This window comes from Nocardia sp. NPDC057227 (assembly GCF_042669725.1).
Classification (GTDB): domain Bacteria; phylum Actinomycetota; class Actinomycetes; order Mycobacteriales; family Mycobacteriaceae; genus Nocardia; species Nocardia asteroides_A.
Map to the genome: position 1 here is coordinate 1 of NZ_JBHUXA010000011.1, position 26,360 is coordinate 26,360.

Consider the following 26,360-nt stretch of genomic DNA (forward strand, 5'->3'; position numbering starts at 1 on the left):
CGGGTGGGCCGACCGGCCCACCCGCTCCTTTCTTGTTTCCGGTCCGGCGTGTCGCCTACAGGTCCTCGACGCAGACCACGAAGCGGCGGTCGGAGTACTTGAACCCGGAGCCGCTGCTGCAGGCGCTCACGTCGTCGGTGCCCTGCACGATATTGGTGACCTTGATGCCCTCGATGGCGGACTCGGTGCAGTCGATCCGCTTGGGGTCGTCGCCGCCGACGTCCATGCAGCCGCCGACCACCCAGTCGATGTCGAGGCAGAGTGCGCCGGTCTGCACGCTGTTGACGGTCTCGGCGTAGTAGTTGTCCCGGTCGCCGATGCAGCCGGTGCTGGTCGGCGCCTTCCCGATGACCTTGTAGTTGGAGGCGCGGCTGCCGCAGGACGCCTTGGCGATGGTGGCGTCGTTGATGGTGCCGCCGAGCGTCACGCAGTCGCCGACCGATGCCTCGAAATCGATGTTGCCGCCATTGTTGCTGTTCGACGGGGTCGGCTTGCCGCTGGATGGCTTGCCGGACGGCTTCGGCGTGCTCGTGGTGGAGACGGCGTCGACGGTGCCGTTGCCGATCTCGGGCTGCGCCGTCCCGGTGACGGTGGAGCTACACCCGATGAGGGTCAGCGCGGCGACCGCGCCGAAGGTGGCCGTGAGTACACGGCGAACGACGAGACGAGACACGAAACAGTCCTCCCGAGCCTGTAACGCTCCGAACTCGTACCCCCGTATGAATCCGAAGTGGCATAGCGATGCTGGAAATATCAAGCAATGCTTACACCATCCCGGGGCAGCGCGTCGAGTGGAGGCGCGCGGATAGGGGCTGCGTAAGGTGGACTCGGGGGCGAAAGGGGACTCGACATGAAGCTGATCAGCGCGATCGTCTGCTCCGCCGCCGTCGGCACCTCGTTCCTGCTGCCGGGAACAGCCTCCGCCGCACAGGTGCGCTGCGCCTCGGAGAACGGCGCCGACGTCACCCTGATCGAGGGGAGGGCGGGCTGCCGCGCCTCCTCGGACGCCTCCGGGCAGGCGCACGCCGCCGGGCTGGACGGCGTCGGCTACGCGAGCGCGGCGGCGGGCGCACGGGCGCTCGGCATCGGCGCCGCGGGCGGCGTCGGGGTGAGCGAGGGGAGCACCGGCATCCCGATCGCGCTCGGCTACGGCAGCGACGCCGTCGCCAGGACCACGATCACCGCCGCCGACCCGGCCCGCCCGCTGGCGGTCACCGTCGCGCTGGACGGCTCGCGCGCGCAGGTGCGCACCGAAGCGGGCGAGGTGATCTGCCTCGGCACCGCCGCGCTCGCCTGGGACGCGGCCACCGGCCGCGGTTGCCTGGCAACCCCGTTCGGGCGCTGGCTCACCTCGGACGCACCGTCCGCACAGCCCGCCTCGGAGTGATTTAGCTCACCGAAAAGTTTGGGTAGCGGGCGATTCCAGATTGTCCGCGACCACCACGCACCTCATCCGCAACCGCTATGAGCGGCACCTTTCTCCACACCGTCGGCACCACATCCCGGACAGTGACCTGAGTCACCGCTCCGGCTACGCGCTATGACTCGCCGGGAGAACTGGCCCCGACCCGGGGTAGCCCGGTAGGAATGACGCCAGGGTCGGGTCGTCATCAATGCGGGGCCGCTTCACCGGGCTCCGCGTCACCGAAGAATCTCATCCGCCGGCAGGCGTCACCGCGCACGCGCGCGCCCCGCCGGTGGGCGTGCAGAGATGGAATGGACGAGAAACCTATGCATGTCGCTCTGAGCAGCGGGACCGTGAGCCGGGTCCGGCGGGGCATCCTGCTGTCGGCGGCGATCGCGGCGGCCTCTGCCCTGATCGCCGCGCCCGCCCAGGCGGAGCCGCTGTTCCCCGGGATCGACACCGGCTCCGGGAACGGCGCCGTGCTCCCGCCCGCGGAGCCGCAGGCCAACTTCGCGCCGCCCTCGATCAATATCGCCGACGGCGAGACGGTCGGGGTCGCGCAGCCGATCGCGATCACCTTCAAGGAGCCGATCGGGGATCGCGCTGCCGCCGAGCGGGCCATCAAGGTCACCGCGTCGACCGAAACCCCCGGGCACTTCTACTGGCGCTCGGACCAGCAGGTGCGCTGGCGGCCGAACGACTACTGGCCCGCCAATACCGACGTCACGGTGAAGGCGGGTGACACCACCAGCGCCTTCCGGATCGGCGATGCCGTCATCGCGACCGCGGACGACAACACGCACACCCTCACCGTCACGCGCAACGGCGAGGTGATCCGGGAGATGCCGACCTCCATGGGCAAGCCCAAGCACGAGACGCCGAACGGCATCTACTACGTGGGCGATCGGCAGCAGAAGATGGTCATGGACTCCTCCACCTACGGTGTGCCGGTCACCGATCCCGAGGGCTACAAGCTCGACGTCGAGTACGCGACCCGGATCTCCAACAGCGGCATCTTCGTGCACGCGGCGCCGTGGTCGGTGGGGCAGCAGGGCCGGGCCAATGTGAGCCACGGCTGCCTGAACCTCAGCACCGAGGACGCCAGGTGGTTCTTCGAGAACGCCACGAAGGGCGATCCCGTCGTGGTGCAGAACACCGACGGCGGCACCCTCTCCAGCGCCGACGGCCTCGGCGACTGGAACCCCTGATCTGCCCGTCCCCCTGCAGGCGAACGCCCCCGGTCTCGCGACCGGGGGCGTTCGTCGTTCTCACCAGATCTGCACGCGCTCGGCGGGCTCCAGGTAGAGCCCGTCGCCCGGCCGCACCGCGAACGCCTCGTGGAAGCTGTCGATATTGCGGACGACGGCATTGCAGCGGAACTCCGGCGGGGAGTGCGGGTCGACCGCGAGCCTGCGGATCGCCTCCTCCGGCCGCGCCTTGGTGCGCCACACCTGGGCCCAGCCGTAGAAGACCCGCTGCAGCCCGGTGAGGCCGTCGATCACCGGCGGCTCGGCCCCGTTCAGCGAGATCCGGTAGGCGGCCAGGGCGATCGAGAGGCCGCCGAGATCGCCGATGTTCTCGCCGATGGTGAACTCGCCGTTCACCGTGTTCTCGTCCGGCAGCGCCTGCGGGGAGAGCACGTCGTACTGCGCGATCAGCGCCTTGGTCCGGATGCCGAACTCGGCGCGGTCGGCATCGCTCCACCAGTCGACCAGGTTGCCGTCGCCGTCGTACTCGGCGCCCTGGTCGTCGAAGCCGTGCCCGATCTCGTGGCCGATCACCGCGCCGATGCCGCCGTAGTTGGCGGCGTCGTCGGCGCGCACGTCGAAGAACGGCGGCTGCAGGATGGCGGCCGGGAAGACGATCTCGTTCAGGCCGGGGTTGTAGTAGGCGTTCACGGTCTGCGGGGTCATGAACCACTCGCCGCGATCGACCGGGCCGCCCAGCTTGCCGAGGTCGCGGTCGAACTCGGCGGCGTAACCGCGGCGGTAGTTGCCGACCGGGTCGGCCGGGTCGATCACGATGGCCGAGTAGTCCCGCCAGCTGTCCGGGTAGCCGATCTTCGGGGTGAACTTCTCCAGCTTGGCCAGCGCCGCGGTCCTGGTCTCCGGGCTCATCCAGGGCAGCTCGGCGATATTGCGCCGGTACGCCTCCTGCAGGTTGCCGACCAGCTCGAGCATCCGGTCCTTCGCCTCCGGCGGGAAGTGCCTGGCCACGTAGAGCTTGCCGACCGCCTCGCCGAGCAGCTCCTGCACCAGCGCGACGCCGCGCTTCCAGCGCTCCCGGTTCTCGGTGGCGCCGGTCAGGGTGCGGCCGTAGAAGGCGAAGTTCTCCGCGACCAGCTCGTCGGTGAGGTAGGCGGCGCGGGCGCGCAGCACCTGCCAAGCGGCCCAGGCCTGCCAGTCCACGAGCGGCAGCTCGGCCCAGGCGGCGGCGAAGGCGCCGAGGTAGCCGGGCTGGCGCACCACGAGCTCGGCGAAGACCTCGGCGCCCGGCCGGTCCAGCCCGGCGGCGAGCGCGTCGGTCCAGGCCGCCCAGTCGAAGCCGGGGTGCTCGGCGGCGAGCGCGGCGAGGGTGCTCGGGTTGTAGCTCGCCTTGGCGTCGCGGCGGCGCACCACATCCCAGTGGCCAGCGGCGAGGGTGCGCTCCAGCTCCAGCACGCGGGTGCCGATGCCGTCCAGGTCGGCGGGGAGCAGCGGGCGCACCCGCTCGTCGGCGGCGGCGACCGCGAAGATCCGGCCGATGTGCGCGACGTACTCCTCGCGGATGCTCGCGTACTCGTCGCCGCGGTAGTACGACTCGTCCGGGAGGCCGATCCCGGACTGGGTCAGGTACACCAGGTAGCGGGTGGAATCCTTGTCGTCGGTGTCGACGTAGACGCCGACCGCGCCGCGCACCCCGGTGCGCTGCAACCTGCCGAGCAGGGCCGCGAAGGCGGAGCGATCGGCGACCTCGGCCACCGCGGCGAGTTCGTCGGCGATCGGCCCGGCGCCCGCGGCCGCGATCGCGGCCTCGTCCAGGAAGCTGCTGTAGAGGTCGCCGATCCGCCTGGCGTCGCTGCCTGCGGGCGCGTCGGACTCGGCGGCCTCCAGGATGATCGCCCTGACGTCCCGCTCGGCCTGGTCGTACAGGGTGCGGAAGGCGCCGTCGACGGCGCGGTCGGCCGGGATTTCGTAGTCGGCCAGCCACTTGCCGTTGACGTGCGTGAACAGGTCGTCCTGCGCTCGCACGCCCTCGTCGAGGTAGCTGAGATCGATACCGGAAGGACGGGTGAGTTCATCGGAGGTCACACCTCCAGTATGCCGACGCACCCGCCTTCCGGGGCGGGGTCAGTTGGTCGGGCCGGGGGTGATGGTGATGCTGAACCGGTCCTGGACGTTCTGGTTGAACTCGTCCTCGCACTGCTGGACCTTGGCCTGGTCGTTGCCCGCGCTGCTGACGCAGTCGACGAAGTCGGTGAAGCCTGCGTCCTCGAAGATGTTCCAGAAGAACAGCCCGATCACCACGCTGATCACGATGCCTGCCAGGCCGAGCAGCGCGCCCGCGATCGCCATGCCGCCGCCCGCCGCGGTGCCCGCCCGCGCCTTGATCCCGGCGATCAGCCCGAAGATTATCGCGAAGACGCCGAACAGGATGCCGCCGACCAGGGTCCAGCAGCTGAGCAGCGCGATGATGCCGAGGACCAGCGCGGTGATCGCGAGGCCCTTGCCCTTGGGCGACTCCTGCCAGTAGCCGGGCTGGCCGGGCGGCGGGGGGTACTGCCCGGACGGCGGGTACTGGCCCGGGGGCGGGTAGTGCGACATGGCTGTCCTCTCGGTCGGGTGCCGTGCGCCGGACCGGTGCGGTGCGGCATGCGCTCGCCGGGGAATCGCACCGGTGCTGATCGGATGTTAATGATGCCGGGAAAAGATGTCCGGCAGGCGACGCTCAGTCCGCGCCGAGCCGCGCGTGCATCTCCCAGATCAGCACCTCGGACGGGCGCAGCGCGGTGATCCGCTGGCCGCCGGTGCGGGTGGCGCGCACCGCGTCGCCCTCGTCCAGCGGGCCTGCGCCCTCCATCGTCACCTCGCCGCGCGCGACGAAGACGTGCAGGTACAGCGCGGTGGGCAGCTCCACCGTCTGCTCCGGCGCCAGCCGCGCCACGTGCAGCGCGGCGTGCGAGCTGTTCAGCGCGATAGCGGCGTGCTCGCGGTGCCTCGGCATGCCGGAGGCGACCGTGATCAGCCCGCCCCGGGCCAGCTCGTCGTCGATCTCGCGCTGCTGGTAGCCGGGGGTGAGCCCGGGCTCGTCCGGCACCACCCACATCTGCACGAAGCGCACCGGTTCGTCGTGCGCGGTGAAGCGCGGGTCGGCGCGCCAGGAGTCGTTCTTCTCGGAGTGCAGGATGCCGGTGCCCGCGCTCATGCGCTGGGCCAGCCCCGGGTAGACGACGCCGCTGTGGCCGAGCGAGTCCTGGTGCACCAGGCTGCCCTCCAGCACCCAGGTGACGATCTCCATGTCCCGGTGCGGGTGCGTCTCGAAACCCTGGCCGGGCGCGACCACGTCGTCGTTGTTCACCAGCAGCAGCCCGTGGTGCGTGTTCTCCGGGTCGTAGTGCGGGCCGAAGGAGAAGGAATGCTTGGAATCCAGCCAGGCGATTCGGGTCTTCATTCGGTCGCCGGCCCGATGGATGTCGATGTGTGGTGTGGTGAGCGTTGACACCCGCCCTCCTCTCGGTCTTTCTTCAGGTTAGGAGCACCGGTGGTCGCGGTTCCCCGAATTCCTCGTGAAAAGTCCGGCGCATCGGACTTTACGCGGACGACCGCCGCATGAACGGACCGTGACGAACCGGCGCGATTCGCCCGATGCCGCCGCTATACGGCAGAGTGGACGAACCGGTGCGGGGGAACGGCTGGGCCGAGGGCGGGATGCCGAGCGGCACAACGTGAGCGGAGGTGGCGGGCCATGCGACCCGATGTGCTCGAACGGCTGGAGCGCGAACTCCGGGGTACCGCCGCGCGTGACGGAATTTCGGATTTCGTGGTCGGCGTGGCGGTGTTCCGCGAACACAAACTGCTGGTGGTCCGGCGGGTGCCCGGCGACTATCGCGGCGGTTTGTACGAGCTGCCCGGCGGCGGGGTGGAATCCGGCGAGACATTCGCGCAATCGGTAGCCAGGGAACTGCTGGAGGAATCCGGGCTGCGACTGCGCCGGATCACCGAATACCTCGGCGCCACCGACTACGCGACCAGGCGCCGGGCGCGGGTGCGGAAATTCGGATTCCTGGTGGAAACCGAGCCGGGTGAGGTGTCGCTCGCCCCCGGCGAACACGACGACCACGCCTGGATCGACGCGGAATCGCTCTCCGGGCTGCCGATGGCGGAGGACGTCCGCGAGGCGGTGCGGGCCCTCGTCGAGGAGCCGCGTGCCTCGTGACCGGTGCCATCGCCCGTGACCGGTAGCCTCACCCCGTGACCGGTGTGCGGGAGCGGTGGGGTTCGGGTGTGGAGGCGGTCCGCGCGCACCCCGCGGCGCTGCGGCTGTCGCTGGTCCGGTTCGCGGCGCAGTTCGGCGACGGGGTGTTCCAGGCCGCGCTCTCCGGCGCGATTCTCTTCAACCCGGAGCGGGAGACCGATCCGGCGGCCATCGCCGCGGGTTTCGCGGTGCTGCTGCTGCCGTACTCGCTGATCGGGCCCTATGCGGGGGCTTTGCTGGACCGCTGGGATCGGCGCAGGGTGTTGCTCGGCGCGAGCCTGCTGCGGCTGCTGCTCATCGTCGCGGTGAGCGTCAGCCTGCTCGGCGGGGCCTCGTCGCAGCTGCTGTTGATCGGCGCGCTCGCGGTGGTCGGGATCAGCCGGTTCGTCTCCGCCGGGGTCTCCGCGGCGCTGCCCCTCGTGCTGCCCGCGCGGCTGCTGGTGCCGATGAACTCGGTGCTGGCCACGGTGGCGTCCGGGTGTGCGGCGGGCGGTGCCGCCGTGGCAGTCGGGGTGATCGGCGCGTTCGGGTCGGGGGACAGTGCGTCGGCGATCGCGGTGGCGGTGGCCGGGAGCGGGCCGCTGCTCGGCGCGCTGCTGGTCGCCGGGTTCCCGCCGGGCCGGCTCGGGCCAGGGGCGGAGTTCGGGCCCGATTCCGGGCCGGGGCGCGGTGCCGACGTTGGTGCGGGTGACCGGCGGCGGGCGGTGCGGGCCGATCTGCTGGCGGTGGCGGCAGGGCTGCGCACTGGGGCGGTCGCGGTGTGGCGCTCGCCGGAGGTCACCACCGCGATGTTCGGGATCGGCGCGCACCGCGTCGTCTTCGGGATGAACACGCTGGTCATGGTGCTGGTACTGCGCCGCCCCGACTCGGGGGAGGCGGGCGTCGGCTCCGGGCTGCTCGGCTTCGGGGTGGCGATCGGCGTCACGGCGGCGGGCATGCTGCTCGCCGCGGTGCTCACCCCGCTGCTGATTCCGCGGCTCGGCCGTCCGCGCACGGTGCTGGCCGGGCTGGTGCTGGCGACCGTGGTGCAGCTGACCCTGGTGACGCCGATCGCGGTCGCCGCGGCGGGGCCCGCCGCGCAGCGCGCCCAGTACCTGCTGCTGGCGGGCGCCTTCCTGCTCGGCCTGGCCGGGCAGACGATCAAACTCACCGGCGATGCCACCATGCAGCTGGATATCGATGACACGCACCGCGGGCAGGTCTTCGCCCTGCAGGACACCGTCTTCAACATCACCTTCGTGCTGGCGCTGGCCGCGACCGCCACGGTGGTGCCCGCCGACGGGCGCTCCCTCCCCGTCGTGCTGGCGGGCGCAGGCTGCTACCTGGCCGGGATCGCCGCCGTCCTGCTCACCGGCCGCCGGGCGCGGGCCGAGGTGCGCGTTCCCTGCGGGTGAACGGGTTCGCCTCCGGTTCGGGCGACCAACGCGCCACCCGAACCGGATGCCCCGAGCGGGCTCGGCGTCGTCGGCGCGATCTCACGGTCCGACCGGGACCGAGTGCGGGAACTCAGGGAGCGGACGCGAGAGCTGCGAGGGTGCGAGGGAGCGCGGCGGCGGGTCCGTACCGGGCTGCGGTGCGAGCAGACACGGGCCGACCGGCCAGGAGATATCCGGCGCAGGCGCGGCTGCGGTAGCCCGGCCATCCGTCGCGGCCCTGTCCTCCGGCTCGAGCTCGGGCGGCCCGGCCCGGCCGTCCGGTCCGATCCGGAGCGACGCGCCCTGCCCCTCGCCCCGGACCGTCCACCCGAGCGGCTCGGCCGCCGCATCCTCCGGCACCCCGGTGACCTGGTGATTCCAGGTACCGAGCCCGGTCGGATCGGTATAGAAGTGGTCGAGCACCCCGTCGTCGGTGAGATCGAGCGCGGACAGCTCGGCGATACCGTCCCGATCGGCATCCCAGAGCGCGTCGTCCAGCAGCCCGTCCCCGTCGAAATCCAGCCGCACCGCGTCGAGTGCCCCGCCGAGCGCCAGATCGGCCGGGCTCGACCAGCCGTGCAGCACACCGTCGCCGGTGCCGAAGACGTACTCGATCTCGCTCATACCGGCTTGGACGCGGCACGCCGGGCGCCGGTTCCGGGTAGGTTGTGCCTGCTCGGCCGTTCCACGTCCGCGAAATCCCGCTCGACGACAGGAGTGCACCGCAGATGGGTCGTGCCGGAAAGCGCGCACCGCTAATGTCCGCGCTAGTACTGGCCGGAGCCTTCGGCATGCCGAACGCGCAGGCCGCGCCGCATCCCTGGGCGCCGCCGCCGGTGAACAGCTGCGGCGAGACCGGGTTCCACCCGCTGCTCCGCGCCCCCGACCCGAACGGCCCGCCCGCCCCGCTGATCCAGATCCCCGAGGTCATCGAGATTCCGGTGATCTGGCCGGAGATCACCCCCGTCCCGGTGCCGGACCCGCCGCAGAACGACACCCGCGTCGCCCAGCCCCCGCTGCCTGCCGACCCGTGCCACAACCCGTGCCCGGACGTCCGCGATTCGGTGCGGCCGGAGGAGCCGTCCACCGGCACCGACCCCGACCCGCACCCCGGCGCCGCCCCGGAGCAGAAGCCGGGCGCCGCGCCGGACTCCGGCTCCGCGTCGGGCAGCGCCGGTTCCAGCGGAACGGGTTCCGGTGGTTCCGGATCCGGTGAGCCGGTCAAGCTGCCCCGGGTCGTGATCAAACCGGAGGTCGAGCCCATTCCGATCCCGGTGCCCGGCGGCCCCGGCCCCGAACCGCAGCCCGCCCCGCCGCCGGTGGTGAACCCCGTCGAGCCGGGCCCGGTCGCGAAACCGGTCGCCGCACGCTCGGTGGCCGAGGTCTCGGTGGTCGGGCAGGTGACCGGCCCCGGCTCGCAGAACCGCACCGATATGCGCTGGTCGGTGGATGGCACCGACCTCGGATTCGTCTACGAGAGCAAGCCGGGCGAGGTGGCCGTCGTCTTCGGCGACACCTTCGGCGAAGGCTGGGGCCCCGGCGGCGTCGGCACGCCGGACGAGGACTGGCGCAGCAACGTGCTCGGCTTCAGCACCGACCGCGACCTGGCCGACGGCATGACCATCGACACCATGGTGCAGGACAGCCCGTGTCACGCGGCCGAGGTGCTCGGCAGCCGCAAGATCAAGAACTGGGAGACGACCACCATCCCGACCTCCGGGTTCGCGCTCGGCGACCGGCAGTACCTCAGCTACATGTCGGTGAACCGGTGGGATCGCATTCCGGGGCTCTGGTGGACCAACCACGGCGGGCTGGCCTGGTCCGACGACGGCGGCCGCACCTGGACCAAGGATCAGCACGCGAAGTGGGAGAACCTCTTCGGGCTCGGCCGGTTCCAGGTGGCGGCGATGGTGCCGCACGACGACTACGTCTACATGTTCGGCACCCCCAACGGCCGGATCGGCGTGGCCGGGCTGGCCCGGGTGGCGCAGGCCGACGTGGCGAACAAATCCGCCTACCAGTACTGGGTGAACGGCAGCTGGGCCCCGGCCGCGGAGAATCGGGCGACGCCGCTCTTCCTCGGGATGGCCAGCGAGCTCTCGGTGCGCCACGACGCCGCCTCCGGCCAGTGGCAGATGACCTACCTGGACTCGATGACCGGCGCCATCGTGCTGCGCACCGCCGCGGAGCCGCAGGGCGTCTGGAGCGACGCGGTGCCGCTGGTCTCCACCGCCGACTACCCCAAGACCTACGGCGGCTTCATCCACCCCTGGTCCACCGGGCAAGACCTGTACTTCCTGCTCTCGGCCTGGGACACCTACAACGTCTACCTGATGCACGCCAGGCTGAACGAGCCGCGCTGACTCAGTTCAGCGGCTGGAAGCGGAGGGCGGTGCCCGGCCGCAGCTGGGCGACGGTGCCGAGGTCGGCGGCGGCGACCACGCCGATCACCGGGTAGCCGCCGGTCACCGGGTGATCGGCGAGCATGATCACCGGCTCGCCGCCGGGCGGCACCTGGATGGCGCCGAGCGGCAGCCCCTCGGTGGGCAGCTCGGTGGTCACCGCGCGCCGCAGCGCGGGGCCGCGGCTGCGCTCCAGCCGGACCCCGACCCGATCGACGTCGCCGGTCACCCGCCACTCGCCGGCGAAGAGCGCGGCCGGGTCGGCGAACCAGCCGTCACGCGGCCCCGGCCGCACCCGCACCGGGACCGGCGCGGCGGGTAGCGGCGGAACCGGGGCCTGGTCGACTATCGGCCACGCCAGCGGCGGCGGCCCGATCGGGAGTTCGTCGCCCGCGGCCACCGGTCGGGGCCCGATCCCGGCCAGGGTGTCCCGGCTGCGCGAGCCGAGCACCGCGGGCACCTCGATGCCGCCGCGCACCGCGACGTACCCGCGCAACCCCACCGCGGTCACGCCGAGCGCGAGCACCGACCCCGCCGCCAGCTCCAGCACGCTCGCGTGCCCCACCGGCACCCCGTCCACGGTCGCGGGCAGCGGCGCCCCGGTGACGGCGACGGTGATCCGGCGGCGAGCGCGCAGCACCAGCCCGCCGACGAGCACCTCCAGCGCCGCGGCCGCCTCCGGATTGCCGACGAGCCGGTTGGCCAGCGCGAGCGCCGCCGGGTCGGCCGCGCCGGAGTGCCCGACCCCGGAATCGGTCCACCCCGGTCGGCCGAGATCCTGCACGGTGACCGCGGGGCCGACCCGTTCGACCAGCACAGCGGGGTCGTCCACCACGGCGGTTGCGGGTTCGCCGGTATCCGCAACGCGCGTTGCGGCGCGCGTTGCGACAAAGCGAACGGTGGCGCCCGGGTGGACGAGCGCGGGTGGCTCGCGGCCCAGATCCCACAACGCCAGGTCGGTACTTCCGATGAGCTGCCAGCCGCCCGGCGTCGCCCGCGGATAGACGGCGCTGTACCCGCCCGCCAGCGCCACCGACCCCGCCGGGATGGCGGTGCGCGGGCGGTCCCGGCGGGGGACGGCGAGCCTGCCGTCCGGCGCGCGCAGGTACCCGAACCCCGGCGCGAACCCGACGAAGGCGCACTGCCAGAGCACCCCGGTGTGCGCGGCGATCACCTCGGCGGTGGTCAGCCCGAGGTGGGCGGCGACGGCGTCCAGGTCGGCGCCGTCGTAGCGCACCGGCACCTCGAGCGGATCGGCGGAGCGCGCCGTTTCACGGGAAACATGAGCTCCCGGTTCGGCTGCGATCCGGGCGAGCGCGCCTGCCACCCGCTCCAGCGCCGCGGCCGAGCGCACGAGGACGAGCACGGTCTCGGCGGCGGGCACGAGCTCGAGCACGCCGGGCACCGCGCGGGCGGCCAGGTGTTCGGCGAGCGCGATCGGGTCGGCGCCCGCGGCGAGCGTGAGCAGCAGCGCGGTCTCGCCCGCCGGGCGGATGTCGAAGGCCGGTTCCCGAGTCATGGCGCTCCTCCTCGATGGCAGGCGGGGAGTGTCCAGGATCGCAGCCGGGGCCGCGGCACCGCGCCGGATCGGGCATGTGCCCGAAGCCACTGCGGTATACCCCCGTTCACGTCGCGCGGCTACGCTCGGATCGGTCATGGCCACATTCGATCCGAGATCCTGGTCGGTGCCTCCGCTCTGGTCGCCGCTGCGCGCCATGGACGTGGGCAAGAAGCTGCTCGACCAGTCCTGGGCCACCCAGTGGGTGGCGGCGACGACGGCCTGGGTCGACCCGGTCGCCGATCTCGGCGCGGGCACCGTCACCGCGCTGCTCCCCGACGTGCTGATGACGCTGCTGAGCGAGGGCATCCTGAGCCGCTTCGGCGGCCGCGCGATCGACGCCACCGTGCTCGGCCACGAGCTGCACGCCACCCTCGAGGTGCTCAAGGTGCGCCGGATGGGGGCGCACTTCCAGACCAAGACGGTGCTCGCCGGGCTGCGCTGGGACGGGCACCCGATCGAGACGGTCACCGTGATCGCGCACGGCGTCCGGCTGGTCCCCGGCGTCCCGACCCGGGTGCGCGCCGCCCGGGTGGAGGTGGCCGGCACCGTCACCACCGCCGCGCTGCTGGAGTGGCTCGGCACCAGGCAGCTGGAGTGGTCGCTGGCGGTCGAGCCGGACGGCCGGATCCGGGCGACGCACCGGCGCCGCCGGATCACCGCGTGGGTGGACGCCGAGATCCGCGACGGCGCGCTCACCATCGAGGTGCTGAAGGCGCGCTGGTCCGGGCTCCCTGTCCCGCGCCGGATGCTCGGCACCAGCACGGTTCCGCTGGCCGAGCTCCCCTTCGACGCCCGCGTCACGCAGGGAACGCGCGACGGCGAGCTGGTGCACTTCCGGGCCGAGGTGCCCGCGGTGAGCGCCTCCTTCGACCTGGCGGAGATGCGCTCGGCCATCGTCACCGGGACGGCGCTGATCCTCTTCTGATCAGGCTTTCTGCCCCTTCCACCAGGCGACGAGCGCGGCCTCGGCCTCGTCCCGGTCCAGCGGACCGCGGTCGAGCCGCAGCTCCTTCAGGAAGCGCCACGCCCTACCGACGTCCGGGCCGGGAGCCAGGTCGAGCAGCTCCATGATGGCGTTGCCGTCCAGGTCGGGCCGCACCCTGGCGAGGTCCTCCTGCTCGCGCAGCGCGGCGATGCGCCGCTCCAGCTCGTCGTAGGTGGCCTGCAGCGCGGCGGCCCTGCGCTTGTTCCTGGTGGTGCAGTCGGCGCGGACCAGCTTGTGCAGCCGGGGCAGCAGATCGTCGGCGTCGGTGACGTAGCGCCGCACCGCGGAGTCGGTCCACTGCCCCTTGCCGTACCCGTGGAAGCGCAGGTGCAGATAGACCAGCCGCGCCACCTCCTCGGTGAACTGCTTCGGGTACTTCAGCGCCTTCATCCGCTTGCGCACCAGCTTGGCGCCGACCACCTCGTGGTGGTGGAAGCTGACGCCGCCGCCCGGCTCGTTGCGCTTGGTCTCCGGCTTGCCGATGTCGTGCAGCAGCGCGGCCCAGCGCAGCACCGGGTCCGGGTCGCCCTCCTCCAGGTCGACGGCCTGGCGCAGCACGGTGAGCGAGTGCCAGTAGACGTCCTTGTGCTGGTGGTGCTCGTCGATCTCCAGCTTCATGGCGGGCACCTCGGGCAGCACCCGCTCCGCGAGCCCGGTCTCGCACATGAGGTCGATGCCGTCGAGCGGGTTCGCGCCGCAGATCAGCTTGTCCAGCTCGGTGCGGACCCGCTCGGCGGTGATCCGGTCGATCGCACCGGCCATGGCGGTCATCGCGGTGCGCACCCGCGGCGCCACCGTGAAGCCGAGCTGGGAGACGAAGCGCGCGGCGCGCAGCATGCGCAGCGGGTCGTCGTCGAAGGAGTCCTCCGGCGCGGCCGGGGTGTCGAGCACGCCCGCCAGCAGCGCGGTCATGCCGTCCAGCGGGTCGGCGAACTCCATCGAGCCGTCGCCTGCGATCCGCACCGCCATGGCGTTCACGGTGAAGTCGCGGCGCACCAGGTCGCCCTCGAGCGTGTCCCCGAAGGTGACCTCGGGGTTGCGCGAGACCCGGTCGTAGCTGTCGCTGCGGAAGGTGGTGATCTCCAGCTGCTGGTCGCCCTTGGCCGCGCTCACCGTTCCGAAGGCGAGGCCGCCGGTGTCCCAGAGGTGGTCGGCCCAGCCGCGCAGCAGCTCCTGCACCTGCTCCGGGCGGGCGTCGGTGGTGAAGTCCAGGTCGGTGCCGAGCCTGCCGAGCACCGCGTCCCGCACGCTGCCGCCGACCAGGTAGAGCCGGTGGCCGCCGGCCGCGAAGAGCGCGCCGAGCGGGGTCAGCACCGGGCTGAGCGCGCCGAGCGTCACCGCAGCGGCGGCGAGCAGCCTGGTTCGGCGGTCCCGGTCGGCGGCGGCCGGGCTGTCGGACTTCGGAGAAACCACGAGTCAGCAGCTTACCGAGCAGGGATCGATGGCATTTTTCCGCGCGCACCCCCGCCGTCACGCGGCGACCGGCCCGGCGCACAGTAGGATTACCGGGTGTCTCAGGCCGATCGCGCGAACAGCAGACGCCGCCAACCGCGGCGTCGCGGTTCGGCCGCCGACGGGTCGCGGCCCCGGCTGCGCACCGTCCGGGAAACCTCGGCGGGCGGCCTCGTCGTCGACGGGCTGGACGGCCCCGCCGAGAAGCGCAGCGCCGCCCTCATCGGACGGACCGATCGGCGTGGGCGGCTGCTCTGGTCGCTGCCGAAGGGCCACATCGAAGAAGGGGAGACCGCCGAACAGACCGCGATCCGCGAGGTCGCCGAGGAAACCGGCATCAACGGACTCGTTGTGGCCGAACTCGGGAGCATCGACTACTGGTTCGTGACCGAGGGCAGGCGGGTACACAAGACCGTGCATCATTTCCTGTTGCGTTCGGTCGGCGGCGAACTGTCCGACGCGGACGTCGAGGTCACCCAGGTCGCCTGGGTGCCGCTGACCGAACTGAACTCCCGGCTCGCCTACGCCGACGAACGGCGGCTCGCCGAGGTGGCCAACCGGCTGATCGACCGGATGGAGACCGGTAAGCGATGACGCGCGGGCTGTTCCGGATCGCCGCGGCGATCCTGACCATCCTCGGTTCGATTCTGGTGATGGCACCGCTGACGGGTCAGGCAGTGGCCCAGCCCAGCGGTGCGGGCGACGCCGACCAGCAGATCGGGATACCGAAGTTCCTCAAGCTCTCCCTCGATTCGGTGACGCCGACCGCGGTGACCACCGCCAGCGACCCGGTGGTCACCGTGACCGGGACCGTCACCAATATCGGCGACCGGGTGGTCGACGACATCAGCGTCCGGATCCAGCGCGCGCCCGCCGTCACCGAGCCGGGCGGGGTGCGCAGCAGCCTGCGGCTGGACCAGGTGAACTACGAGGTCGTCGGGGCGTTCCAGGACGTTGCCGAGCGGCTCAGCCCCGGCCAGCGCAAGCAGTTCATCCTCACGGTTCCGGTCCGCGGTTCCGACGGCGCGCTGGAGATCACCGCGCCCGGCGTCTACCCGCTGCTGCTCAACGTCAACGGCGAGCCCGCCTACGGCACCCAGGCCAGGCTGGACGACGCCCGCTTCCTGCTCCCGGTGCTCGGCGTCCCGCCGTCCGGCGGCAGCGAGCCAGCGGTACCCGCCGCACCCGCGCCGCCGGTCGCCACCACGGTGCTCTGGCCGCTGGCCGACCGCCCGCGCTGGGTACCGACCGAACCCGCCGAGGACCGCGGCCAGGTGCTGCTCACCGACGACGAGCTCGCCGCCTCGCTCGGCAAGGGCGGCAGGCTCGATCAGCTGCTCGGCGCGCTGGAGAACGAGATCGGGGCCGACGGCGCGCGCAACCGCACCCTGGCCAGGAGCCTCTGCCTCGCCATCGACCCGGACCTGCTGCTCACCGCCACCGCCATGACCGACGGCTACCGGGTGCTGGCCAGCCCGTCCGACCCGGACGGGCCGACCAGGGACGGCGGCGGCGCCGCGCAGGCGCGGGCCTGGCTGGACCGGCTGCGCGTGGTCGCCGCCGCGAACTGCACCGTCGCGCTGCCCTTCGCGCAGGCCGACCTCAGCGCGCTGGCCGCCGTGCACGACCCGGCGCTCACCGCGCGCGCGGTGAGCGAGCCCGCCGACATCGTCGACCGGATCCTCGGCGCGCGCTCGCTGCGCGGGGTCGGCATCCCCGACTCCGGCAGCATCGACCCGATCGCGGGCGGGCTGCTCAGGGACCAGAACATCCGCACCGCCGTCCTGGCCGAGACCGCCGTCGCCGAGCAGGGGACGGCCGGTGCGGGCGGCGCCGACGACCTGACGCAGGACCCGTCCGGCGCCGAGCCGACCCCGGCCGAACCGGCGCGCCCCGAGGTGGTCCGGATGCCGGACATCGTGCCAGCCGCCCCGGTCACCGCGCTGGCCGAGACCCCGGCGGGCGACGGGCCTGGCAGCAGGCCGGACCCGTCGCTGCACGCCCTCACCTACGACATCTGGTCCGCCACCGCGCTCGCCGCCGTCGGCTCCAATCCGCCGACCCCGTCGTTCACCCCGGCCCGGGTGCGCTACGACGTCACCAACGACTCCAGGACCGCCCGGCTGCAGGACGCGCTCGGCGCGCTCACCTGGACCGCGCTCAACCCGCGGCCGGACCGGCCGCGCGCGCAGCTGCTGGTCCCGCCGCAGCAGTGGGGCGCCAACCGGGAGGAGGCCATCGCGCTGCTCCGCCAGGTCGACGCGCTGCTCACCGGCGGCATGGCCACCGCGCGGACGCTGCCCGAGCTGCTCGCCCAGCCCGCCGACCCGCGCCCGTACGAGCCGGATCACCTGCCGCGCGCCGTCGCGGACGGGGTGCCGGAGCGCTTCGTCGCGCCGATCCGCGACCAGGGCGCCCGGATCACCGCGCTCTCCCGCGCCCTGGTCGAGGTGCCGGAGCTGGAGCTCACCCCGACCGAGTACGTGACCCCGCTGCGCGACGACCTGCTCCGCGCGCTCACCCTCTCCGACCGGCGCGCGGGCGGCACCGCCCAGCCCGACGTCTACGCCCAGCGCAGGCTGGACCGCACCGCGAGCACCATGGACCGGATCTACGGCTCGGTGACGGTGCTCCCGCCCGGCGGCGTCTACACCCTCGCCTCCGAGCAGAGCCCGCTGCTGCTGGTCGCGCGGAACGAGCTGCCGGTGGCGATCCGGGTCAAGTTCCGGATCGAGGCGCCGCCGGACGCCTCCATCGACGACACCGGTGAGCAGATCCTGCCGCCGAACGGCACCCGCTCCTTCCAGATCCCGACCGAGGTGAACGACAGCCGCAATCTCGTCATCCCGATCTCGCTGACCACTCCCGACGGTGTCGCACTCGGCAACGCGACCTCGGTGTCGGTGCGTTCGAACGCCTACGGCCAGGCGCTGGCGATCCTCACCGCGTGTGCGGCGACGCTGCTCCTGCTGCTGGCCGGGCGGCGCCTCTGGCACCGGTTCCGGGGCAGGCCCGACCCGGCCGACGAGACCTTCGACCCGGAGGTCCAGCGCCAGGTGAGCCGCTACCGGAGGTTCCTCGCCCGGGCTGTCCGCCGCGGCGAGCCGCTGTGAGGGACAATCACGGTGCGCTAGTACAGCAGGAGGCAGGATGAGCGACGAACATCCGACCGCTCATCGGCCCCACCCGGAGGACGAGCCGGACGGTGCGCGCATCCGCCGCGCCCCGCTCGCGCCGTGGGAACGTCAGCTGCACCGCCCCCGGGCGGATCCGGAAGGGGGAGCGGGGATGCCCGACGGCGCCACCGAACGGTTCGGGGACGACGCGCCGCCGCAGGTCCCGCAGGTGAGCAGGGCGGAGCCCGGACCGCGCGGCCCCGACGGCGCGCGGTCCGTCCCGCCTGCGGGCGGGCGGAACGGCACGCCGCCGCCGCGCACCGTCGGCCCCGCCCCCAGCGGGGGAATGTCCCGGCAGGCGCCGCCGTCCGGCGGAATGCCGCAGGCCCGTCCGCCCGGGCCCGATGGCAGGCCACGGCAGATACCGCCCGATGGTGGTGCACCACCGCCCAGCGGTAGACCGATGCCGCCCGATAGCGGCGCTCCCGGCGGCAGGCAGCGGCCGATTTCGCCCGAAGCCGGTGCTCCGCAGTCCGCTGGCAGACCGCGGCCCGTCGCGCCCGAAACCGGTGCGCCACAGTCCGGCGGCAGACCACGGCCGACGTCACCCGAAACCGGTGCTCCGCAGTCCGGCGGTAGACCGCGGCCCATCGCGCCCGAAACCGGTGCGCCACAGTCCGGCGGCAGACCACGGCCGATCTCGCCCGATGCCGGTGCGCCCCAGTCCGGCGGGATGCCGCGGCAGGCGCCGCCCGGCCCTGCCCAGCAGGGAGCCCGGCCGCGGCAGGTGCCGCCGTCCGGCGACCCCGCGCGGCAGGCGCCGCCCTCCGGAGCGGTTCCGCGGCAGCGACCGCCAGGTCCCGCTCGTGACGAGCGGCATGTCCCGCCGCCGAATTACGGCGAACGTCCCGCCCCGCTACCGCGTGGCGAGCGTCCCCCGCGCCCCGCACCCCCGCTGGACGAGCGCGGAATGCCGCAGGGCCGTCCGCCGCAACGCGGTGGACCGCTTCCTCCCGCACCGGGCGACCACCCGGCCGCGCACGGCCGCCCTCCGCGCCCCGAAGCACCCCCGCAGACCCCGCGCGGCGCGCCCCAGGCCCCGCCGCGCGACGCCCGCCCCCTCTCGCACGGCGAGCCGCTCCCCGGCGAACCCCGCCGCACCGCACCCCCGCGCCGCCCCGGCGCCCAGCCCCCCTCCGGCGGCATGCCGCGCCAGCCCGCGCACCCGGGGCAACAGCGCTACCCGGCCGAGCCGGGCCAGGACCGCAGGCACGCGCACGAGGCTCCGCCCGCCCGCCCCGCTCCGCAGCGCATCCCGGCGGCCCAGCCCAAGCACGCCCGCCCGGCCGAGCCCGCGACCTCGCACTACGCGCAGTCCGCCAGGGCGGGCACCGCGCTCGCCGAGCCGGAGCAGCCCGAGTCCACGGAGAGCGCGAACGCCCGCCTGCTCCGCGACTCCGGCTCGATCGCCATCGCCACCCTGGTCAGCCGGATCACCGGCTTCGGCAAGCAGCTGCTGCTGCTCGCGGTGCTCGGCCCCGCGGTGGCCAGCTCGTTCGTCTCGGCGAACCTGATCCCGAACATGATCGCCGAGCTGGTGCTCGGCGCCGTGCTCACCGCCATCGTCGTCCCCACCCTGATCCGCGCCGAGCAGGAGGACGACGACAACGGCGCCGCCTTCGTCCGCCGCCTGGTCACCGCGGCGTTCACCGTGCTCGCCGTGGCCGCGCTGCTCGCCACCGCCTCCGCCCCGATCCTGGCGACGCACGTCTTCGTCTCCTCCGACGGCAAGGTGAACACCGAGCTCACCACCGCGCTCACCTTCCTGCTGGTCCCGGCGATCCTCTTCTACGGGATGTCGGCCCTGCTCACCGCGATCCTGAACACCAGGCAGGCGTTCCGGCCAGGAGCGTGGGCGCCGGTGCTGAACAACGTGGTCGTGCTGATCATGCTCGGGGCCTACGCGCTCACCCCAGGCGAGATCAGCCTGAACCCGGTCAGCATGGGCGATTCGAAACTGCTCGTCCTCGGCCTCGGCGTGACCACCGGCGTCTTCGTGCAGGCCGCCAGCCTGCTGCCCGCCATCCGCAGGCACGGCATCGACCTGCGCCCGCTGTGGGGAATCGACGCCAGGCTCAAGCAGTTCGGCCGGATGGGCATCGCGATCATCCTGTACGTGCTGATCAGCCAGGTCGGGCTGATCGTCGCGAACAACATCTCGTCGCACGCCGACGAGGCGGGCCCGGCGATCTACTCCAACGCCTGGCTGCTGCTGCAGCTGCCGTACGGCGTCCTCGGCGTCACCCTGCTCACCGCGATCATGCCGCGGCTGAGCCGCAATGCCGCCGCCGACGACACCCCCGCCGTTGTCGACGACCTCTCGGTCGCCACCCGGCTCACCATGATCGCGCTGGTCCCGGTGGTGGTCTTCCTGACCCTGGCAGGCCCGCAGGTCGGCCAGGCGCTGTTCGGCTACGCCAAGTTCTCCGAGGACGCCGAGCGGCTCGGCCTCGCGGTCAGCTGGTCGGCCTTCGCGCTGATCCCGTACTCGCTGGTGCTGATCCACCTGCGCGTCTTCTACGCCCGCGAGCAGGCGTGGACGCCGACCTGGATCGTGCTCGGCATCACCGCGGTGAAGATCGTCTTCTCCGCGCTGGCCCCGGTGCTCTCCAGCGACAGCTCGCACGTGGTGATCATGCTCGGCGCGGCCAACGGCCTCGGCTACACCGCGGGCGCGATCATCGGCGGCTACCTGCTGCACCGCAGCCTCGGCGACCTCCGCATGGCGAATGTCGGGCGCACGGTGTCCCGGGTGGCGCTTGCCGCGATCGCGGGCGGCGCGGTGATGCTGATCGCGGACCGGGTGCTCGGGCTCGGCAAGCTCTCCGAGGCGTTCGGCGGCCCCGGCTCGCTGATCCGGGTGGCGATCCTCGCGGTCGTCATGTTCGGCGTCGCCTTCGGGCTGATGCGCCTGGCGGGCATCCCGGAGATCGTGGCGATCACCGTCGCCGTCTCGCGCCGCCTCGGCATCACCCCGCCCGCCCCCGATCTCGATCTCGACGCGAAGGTCGACGAGGGCGCGACCCGGGTGCTGCAGCGCCGCGACCAGTACGAATACCCTCGGTTCGACCCGTACGGGGATTCCACCCAGACCATGGTGCTTCCGGTCATCCGGCCGGACGCCGTTGGCCGTACCGGGTCGGGCCACTTCCCGTACCCTGTTCGGCAGAGAAGCACAAGTGGCGACGACGAGACTTCGACGTATCCGTCCGAAGGAGGACCGAGGGTGAGCGACGACGCGGTGGGCGGCGTCCCGGCCGACGATTCTCCAGGGAACCGGCCAGCCGGGCTCTCCACCGAGCATCGGCCCACGGACCAGCCGCCACAGCCGGAGCAGGGCGGCCGGGTGCCGCCGCAGGCCCCGGTGCCAGGCGCTCCGCCGCAGGGGGTGCCGCCGCGGGACGCCGAGGCGACGGTCCGGATCGGCCCCGGCAGCCTGCCGCCGGAGGCGGTTGTGCCGCCGATAGCGCAGCCGGACACCGGCTCGGCGCACGCACACCCGCCGCGCGATCCGATGTACGACACCGGCATGCTGCCGATCCCGCCGGTCGGCGGCGAGCAGGGGCCGGGCCGCCGGATCCCGCGCGGCCCGAAGCTCATCCCCGGCGCCTCGGTCGCTGGCGGCCGCTACCGGCTGCTCGCCGACTGCGGCGGCTCGCGCGGGCTCAAGTTCTGGCAGGCGCTCGACATCAAGCTGGACCGCGAGGTCGCGCTGACCTTCGTCGACGCCGACCAGAAGTCGGGGGAGAACTCCGGGCAGGACGGCCCGCAGGCGATCCTCTCCCGCACCCTGCGGCTCGGCCGGATCAACTCGCCCGGCCTGGCCAGGGTGCTCGACGTGGTGCGCGGCTCCTCCGGCGGCATCGTGGTCGCCGAGTGGACCCCCGGCCGCTCGCTGCGCGAGATGGCCGAGACCGTTCCCTCCCCGATCGGCGCCGCGCGCGCCATCCGGGTGCTCGCCTCGGCCGCCGAGCTGGCGCACCGCGGCGGCGGCGCGCTCTCCATCGACCACCCGGACCGGGTGCGGATCAGCGCCTCCGGCGACGCCGTGCTCGCCTTCCCCGGCACGCTCAGCGACGCCGACGCCCAGGGTGACGTGCGCGGCCTCGGCGCCATGCTCTACGCCCTGATCCTGGCCCGCTGGCCGATCCGCTCCGGCGGGCTGAGCGGCCAGGCGGCCACCGTCGGCGGGCTCCGGCTCGCCGACTTCGGCCAGGACGGCACCCCGGTGGAGCCGCGCCAGGTGCGGCCGGAGGTGCCCTTCGAGATCTCCGCGGTCGCGGTGCGCTCGCTGGAGGCGAACAAGGGCGTGCGCACCGCCGCCACCGTCCAGCACGTGCTGGAGCAGGCCTCGGTCGTCGATCAGAAGACCGACTTCATCCCGGTGCTCCGGCTCGGCCAGCGGCAGCAGCCGCCGGTCGAGGAGTCGCTGGCCGACCCGGAGCTGCTCGCCGCCGAGCGGGAGCGCTCGCAGCGAATGCTCTGGATCATGGTCGGGCTCGGCATCCTGGCCGCGCTCGTCGTCGGCATAGTGATCTGGTGGACGGTGAGCATGTTCGCGGGCGGCGAGCCGTCGGCACCGCTCGACCAGTCCAACAACATCGGCCTGACCAGCGAGACCACCGCCCCGCCCGCCGCGCCGATCGGCCCGGCCGAGCCCGCCGCGAGCGGCGGCGCCGGCGCGCCGGTGCCCGCCACCGCGGTCGGCGTCTTCTCCCCGGAGGGCACGCCGGACGGCACCGGCAGCGCCGCCGCCGTGATCGACCGCGACCCGGCCAGCACCTGGCGCACCGACCAGTACTTCCAGCAGTTCCCCGCGCTCAAGAAGGGCGTCGGGCTGCTGGCCACGCTGCCCACCCCGGCACGGCTGAACTCGGTCGCCATCGAGTCGCCGAGCGCGGGCACGACGGTGGAGATCCGCACCTCGCCCACCGACGCGCCGACGCTGGACCAGACCCAGCTGATCGGCTCGGCGCGGCTGCAGAACGGCGTCACCGACATCCCGGTGCGCACCGACCAGGCCGCCCGCTACGTGCTGATCTGGATCACCGGCCTCGGCAACGACGGCGGCCGCTTCCAGACCACCATCGGCGAGCTCCGCTTCGAAGCCGCGCCCTGAAAATCCCTGCGTAACAGGGGTTCACCGGCCCGCACCGCCCGGTTGCTACCACATCGTTACCGAGGCTATGATCGCTGCGCGCTCTCGGCAGGGGAGCTGGTGCAGGCGACCGCGCCCGCACCGCAGTGAGCGCAGTCCAAGGGGTTGGCATTGTCGTCCGAAGTGAACCGCGGGGGGAAGTCGCGGCCGTTCGAGCCCGGCGAGCCGAGCGATATCGAACTGCTGCGCGCGCACGTCGCCGGGCAGCAGCACGCCTTCGCGGAGCTGCTGCGCAGGCACCGCGACCATCTCTGGCAGACCGCCATGCGCATCGCCTACACCAGGGAGGACGCGGCCGATTCGCTGCAGGACGCACTGCTGAACGCGCACCGCACCGCCGCCTCGTTCCGCGGTGATTCCGAGGTGCGCAGCTGGATGCACACCATCGTGGTGAACGCCTGCCTCGACCGGATCCGGCGGAACAAGACCAGGCGGGCCATCTCGCTCTCGCCGGAGACCATGCCGGATCCGGCGGATCCCCGGAATGGAATCGCCGAACTGGAAGTTTCGTTGATGCTCGGGCGGGCACTGTTCACCTTGCCGCCGGATCAGCGCGCGGCGGTGGTCGCGGTGGACCTGGAGGGGCTCAGCGTCGCGGAGACGGCGGCGCTGCTCGGGGTCGCCGAGGGCACGGTCAAGAGCCGGTGCGCGCGCGCCCGGCTCCGGCTGCGGGAGCAGCTGGAGGATCTCCGTGACCCGGGGAACCGGACGTAGCGGCGGTGCGTCATAAGTAGTGACGGACCACAGCGCGATGACCACGACGACCGCCCCCGTCGCGAAGGGGACCTGTGATGTCAGGTGAGTTCCATGTCGGATGAGAACAGCGGAGGTGCGATGGCGACCCGATCGGTCCCGCAGCCTCCTTTCTCGGTGGACGTGCTGGCCGATCTGCACGCGGGCAATTTCGAGCCCGAGGTCCGCGAGCAGCTGTGGCCCGCGGTCGAACGCGACCCCGACGCGCTCCGCGTGCTGCGCTCACTGGACGAGGTGAGCACCCGGATTCGCGCGCTCGGTTGCGAGGAGCGGGTGGTGCACGCCATGCCCGTCGATATCGCCGCCCGGCTGGAGCGGTTCGTCACCGATCTCGACGGGGTCGAGCCGACCGAACAGCGGCCCGTGCCCGCCCGGCCCGGGTCGCCCGCCGACGACGTCGAGGCGACCACCCGGCTCGCCCCCGGCGCCGGCGCGGCCACGCTCCCGATCGGCTCGGCCCCCGACGATGTCGGGACAACGGCCCGATTCGCCCCCGGCGCGGCCACGCTCCCGATCGGCTCGGCCCCCGAGGACGTCGAGGCGACGACCCGGCTCGGTGCTCGCGAGGCGCCCTCGCGCCAGCCGGTTTCGGAGACCGTCATCCCGCTGGCTGCCCGGCGTAGACGGCCCACCTACCTGCTCACAGCGGCGGCCGCGCTGCTGGTACTGGCAGTCGGCATCGGCATCACCGCCCTCCTGCGCACGGGCACCGAGACCGGGACCCCGACCGCGCAACCGCCGACCGCACTCGACGTGGGGGACGAGCTGACCTCCACCGCGGCCCTCGGCATCATGGGCCGCAACGACGTCACCGGCCCGCTCGGCAGCGCCGCCGCCCTGCGCCGCTGCGTCGCCGCCAACGGCCTGGAGCGCCCCGTACTCGGCTCCACCGACGTGCTCTTCCGCGGCGGCCCAGCCGTGCTGGTCCTGCTGGCCGGGCCGCGCTCGCCCGGCGTCACCGCGCTGGTGGTCGGCACCGGCTGCACCACCGGCGATCCGCAGCAGCTCACCCGCACCGACATCGGGTGATCGCCCGCACAGCCACCGTTTTCGCCCCCGAGCGGCCCGCACCACCCCGGGAATTCCACCCGATACCCTGGTGTTGACCGAGACGTCAGACGTCCCACTCCTTCGGAAGGGCCCCATGAGCACGCCTGTTCGCGACCTGATCATCGTCGGCTCCGGCCCCGCCGGGTACACCGCCGCCGTCTACGCCGCGCGCGCCGAGCTCGAGCCGCTGCAGTTCGAGGGCACCCAGTTCGGCGGCGCGCTGATGACCACCACCGAGGTGGAGAACTTCCCCGGCTTCCGCGCGGGCATCATGGGCCCCGACCTCATGGACGAGATGCGCGAGCAGGCCAAGCGCTTCGGCACCGAGATCCGCACCGAGGACGTCGACGCCATCGACCTCTCCGGCCCGATCAAGACCGTGACCGTCGGCGACGAGACCTACCGCGCCTACGCGATCATCCTCGCCATGGGCTCGGCCGCCCGCTACCTCGGCGTCCCCGGCGAGGAGAAGCTGCTCGGCCGCGGCGTCAGCGCCTGCGCCACCTGTGACGGCTTCTTCTTCAAGGGCCAGGAGATCGTGGTCGTCGGCGGCGGCGACTCGGCGATGGAGGAGGCGATCTTCCTGACCAAGTTCGCCACCACCGTCACCATCGTGCACCGGCGCGAGGAGTTCCGCGCCTCCCGCATCATGCTGGAGCGCGCCAAGGCCAACGAGAAGATCAGGTTCGTGCTGAACACCGAGGTCGTGCAGGTCAACGGCGATTCCGCGGTGACGAGCCTGTCCCTGCGGGACACCAGGACCGGGGAGACCTCCGAGCTCGCCGCCACCGGCCTCTTCGTCGCGATCGGCCACGACCCGCGCAGTGAGCTGGTGCGCGGGCAGGTCGAGCTCGACGCCGACGGCTACGTCCAGGTGCAGCACCCGACCACCGCCACGAACGTCCCCGGCGTCTTCGCCGTCGGCGATCTCGTGGACCACATCTACCGCCAGGCGATCACCGCGGCGGGCACCGGGTGCCGCGCCGCGATCGACGCCGAGCGGTGGCTGGGCGAGCAGGGCGACATCACGTCGAACACGCTCGACCACGCCGGTTCCCCGGTGACCCCGGTCTCCTGACGGACCCCGTACCAGCGCAAGGAGATACCCGTGTCCGACAAGAAGACCGTGACCGTCACCGACGCCACATTCGCCGACGACGTCCTGCTCAGCGAGAAGCCCGTACTCGTCGACTTCTGGGCCGACTGGTGCGGCCCGTGCAAGATGGTCGCCCCGGTGCTGGAGGAGATCGCGGGCACGCACGCCGACAAGCTCACCATCGCCAAGCTGGACGTGGATGCCAACCCCGGCACCGCCCGCGACTACGAGGTGCTCTCGCTGCCGACGATGATGCTGTTCTCCGGTGGAAAGCCGGTCAAGAGCATCGTCGGAGCCAAGGGCAAGGCCGCGCTGCTGCGCGAACTCGACGGCGTCATCTGACGCCGGGAACAGCCGACTCCCCGTAGGATGCCTGGGACCCGCGATTGCGGGGTTGTGGCCGAGGTCTGCGACAATCGACCGACGCTCCGGTCGTGCGAGGGTTCACACCGT

The 26,360-nt window shown here is 72.8% G+C and carries 20 protein-coding genes; 13 read left to right on the forward strand and 7 right to left on the reverse strand.

Annotated elements, in window-relative coordinates; genetic code table 11:
- Positions 1–55 precede the first annotated feature (55 nt).
- Positions 56–673, reverse strand: coding sequence for a hypothetical protein (locus ACFUJ1_RS17025; protein WP_378646570.1), 618 nt, complete (start codon positions 671–673; stop codon positions 56–58).
- 177 nt (positions 674–850) lie between these two features.
- Between ACFUJ1_RS17025 and ACFUJ1_RS17030 the strand changes: the two genes are divergently transcribed.
- Positions 851–1,387: a DUF6764 family protein gene (locus ACFUJ1_RS17030; RefSeq protein WP_378646571.1), complete on the forward strand. Its 537-nt coding sequence runs from the start codon at positions 851–853 to the stop codon at positions 1,385–1,387.
- A gap of 344 nt (positions 1,388–1,731) precedes the next feature.
- Positions 1,732–2,613: an Ig-like domain-containing protein gene (locus tag ACFUJ1_RS17035; protein ID WP_378646572.1), complete on the forward strand. Its 882-nt coding sequence runs from the start codon at positions 1,732–1,734 to the stop codon at positions 2,611–2,613.
- Positions 2,614–2,673: 60 nt separating this feature from the next.
- On the opposite strand, the gene ACFUJ1_RS17040 is transcribed toward ACFUJ1_RS17035, so the two are convergent.
- The 3 genes from ACFUJ1_RS17040 to ACFUJ1_RS17050 form a co-directional block, all read right to left on the reverse strand.
- Positions 2,674–4,695: a M13 family metallopeptidase gene (locus ACFUJ1_RS17040; protein ID WP_378646574.1), complete on the reverse strand. Its 2,022-nt coding sequence runs from the start codon at positions 4,693–4,695 to the stop codon at positions 2,674–2,676.
- A gap of 39 nt (positions 4,696–4,734) precedes the next feature.
- Positions 4,735–5,208 (reverse strand): DUF4190 domain-containing protein, encoded by a 474-nt coding sequence (locus tag ACFUJ1_RS17045; protein ID WP_378646576.1) that lies wholly within the window; start codon positions 5,206–5,208, stop codon positions 4,735–4,737.
- A gap of 124 nt (positions 5,209–5,332) precedes the next feature.
- Complete coding sequence (locus ACFUJ1_RS17050) at positions 5,333–6,106, reverse strand: pirin family protein (RefSeq protein ID WP_378646578.1); 774 nt, start codon at positions 6,104–6,106, stop codon at positions 5,333–5,335.
- A gap of 243 nt (positions 6,107–6,349) precedes the next feature.
- Here ACFUJ1_RS17050 and ACFUJ1_RS17055 point away from each other — a divergent pair, with 243 nt between their 5' ends.
- Positions 6,350–6,820 carry an NUDIX domain-containing protein gene (locus ACFUJ1_RS17055; protein WP_378646580.1) on the forward strand — a complete coding sequence of 157 codons (471 nt, stop codon included), beginning with the start codon at positions 6,350–6,352 and terminating at the stop codon, positions 6,818–6,820.
- Positions 6,821–6,855: 35 nt separating this feature from the next.
- On the forward strand, positions 6,856–8,253 hold the full coding sequence (locus tag ACFUJ1_RS17060; protein ID WP_378646582.1) for a hypothetical protein: 1,398 nt from the start codon (positions 6,856–6,858) through the stop codon (positions 8,251–8,253).
- 81 nt (positions 8,254–8,334) lie between these two features.
- Here the strand turns inward: ACFUJ1_RS17060 and ACFUJ1_RS17065 are convergent, their stop codons facing one another.
- Entirely contained in the window at positions 8,335–8,898 is a 564-nt protein-coding gene (locus ACFUJ1_RS17065; RefSeq protein WP_378646587.1) for a hypothetical protein, read from the reverse strand.
- Between the two features lie 167 nt (positions 8,899–9,065).
- On the opposite strand from ACFUJ1_RS17065, the gene ACFUJ1_RS17070 reads away from it, so the two are divergent.
- Positions 9,066–10,637 carry a DUF4185 domain-containing protein gene (locus tag ACFUJ1_RS17070; protein ID WP_378646589.1) on the forward strand — a complete coding sequence of 524 codons (1,572 nt, stop codon included), beginning with the start codon at positions 9,066–9,068 and terminating at the stop codon, positions 10,635–10,637.
- Between the two features lies 1 nt (position 10,638).
- On the opposite strand, the gene ACFUJ1_RS17075 is transcribed toward ACFUJ1_RS17070, so the two are convergent.
- The gene (locus ACFUJ1_RS17075) at positions 10,639–12,195 is read right to left on the reverse strand and encodes a 5-oxoprolinase/urea amidolyase family protein (RefSeq protein ID WP_378646591.1); all 1,557 of its coding nucleotides are present in this window, start codon (positions 12,193–12,195) and stop codon (positions 10,639–10,641) included.
- 136 nt (positions 12,196–12,331) lie between these two features.
- Here ACFUJ1_RS17075 and ACFUJ1_RS17080 point away from each other — a divergent pair, with 136 nt between their 5' ends.
- On the forward strand, positions 12,332–13,162 hold the full coding sequence (locus ACFUJ1_RS17080; protein WP_378646593.1) for a hypothetical protein: 831 nt from the start codon (positions 12,332–12,334) through the stop codon (positions 13,160–13,162).
- Here the strand turns inward: ACFUJ1_RS17080 and ACFUJ1_RS17085 are convergent, their stop codons facing one another.
- Positions 13,163–14,635 (reverse strand): CCA tRNA nucleotidyltransferase, encoded by a 1,473-nt coding sequence (locus ACFUJ1_RS17085; protein ID WP_378646595.1) that lies wholly within the window; start codon positions 14,633–14,635, stop codon positions 13,163–13,165. It abuts the gene before it with no gap.
- Positions 14,636–14,731: 96 nt separating this feature from the next.
- Here ACFUJ1_RS17085 and ACFUJ1_RS17090 point away from each other — a divergent pair, with 96 nt between their 5' ends.
- From ACFUJ1_RS17090 to trxA, 7 genes are all read left to right on the forward strand, one after another.
- Positions 14,732–15,268, forward strand: coding sequence for an NUDIX hydrolase (locus ACFUJ1_RS17090; protein ID WP_233015347.1), 537 nt, complete (start codon positions 14,732–14,734; stop codon positions 15,266–15,268).
- Positions 15,265–17,787, forward strand: coding sequence for a DUF6049 family protein (locus ACFUJ1_RS17095; RefSeq protein ID WP_378646598.1), 2,523 nt, complete (start codon positions 15,265–15,267; stop codon positions 17,785–17,787). The genes ACFUJ1_RS17090 and ACFUJ1_RS17095 overlap by 4 nt, the downstream gene beginning before the upstream one ends.
- Positions 17,788–18,760: 973 nt before the next feature.
- Positions 18,761–22,969, forward strand: a complete 4,209-nt coding sequence (locus ACFUJ1_RS17100) for a lipid II flippase MurJ (protein WP_378646600.1) — start codon at positions 18,761–18,763, stop codon at positions 22,967–22,969.
- 162 nt (positions 22,970–23,131) lie between these two features.
- Complete coding sequence (gene sigM, locus ACFUJ1_RS17105) at positions 23,132–23,722, forward strand: RNA polymerase sigma factor SigM (protein WP_378646602.1); 591 nt, start codon at positions 23,132–23,134, stop codon at positions 23,720–23,722.
- 120 nt (positions 23,723–23,842) lie between these two features.
- Positions 23,843–24,790 (forward strand): hypothetical protein, encoded by a 948-nt coding sequence (locus tag ACFUJ1_RS17110; protein ID WP_378646604.1) that lies wholly within the window; start codon positions 23,843–23,845, stop codon positions 24,788–24,790.
- A gap of 115 nt (positions 24,791–24,905) precedes the next feature.
- Positions 24,906–25,889, forward strand: a complete 984-nt coding sequence (trxB, locus tag ACFUJ1_RS17115; protein WP_378646606.1) for a thioredoxin-disulfide reductase — start codon at positions 24,906–24,908, stop codon at positions 25,887–25,889.
- Between the two features lie 30 nt (positions 25,890–25,919).
- Positions 25,920–26,249 carry a thioredoxin gene (gene trxA / locus ACFUJ1_RS17120; RefSeq protein ID WP_233015352.1) on the forward strand — a complete coding sequence of 110 codons (330 nt, stop codon included), beginning with the start codon at positions 25,920–25,922 and terminating at the stop codon, positions 26,247–26,249.
- Positions 26,250–26,360: the final 111 nt, after the last annotated feature.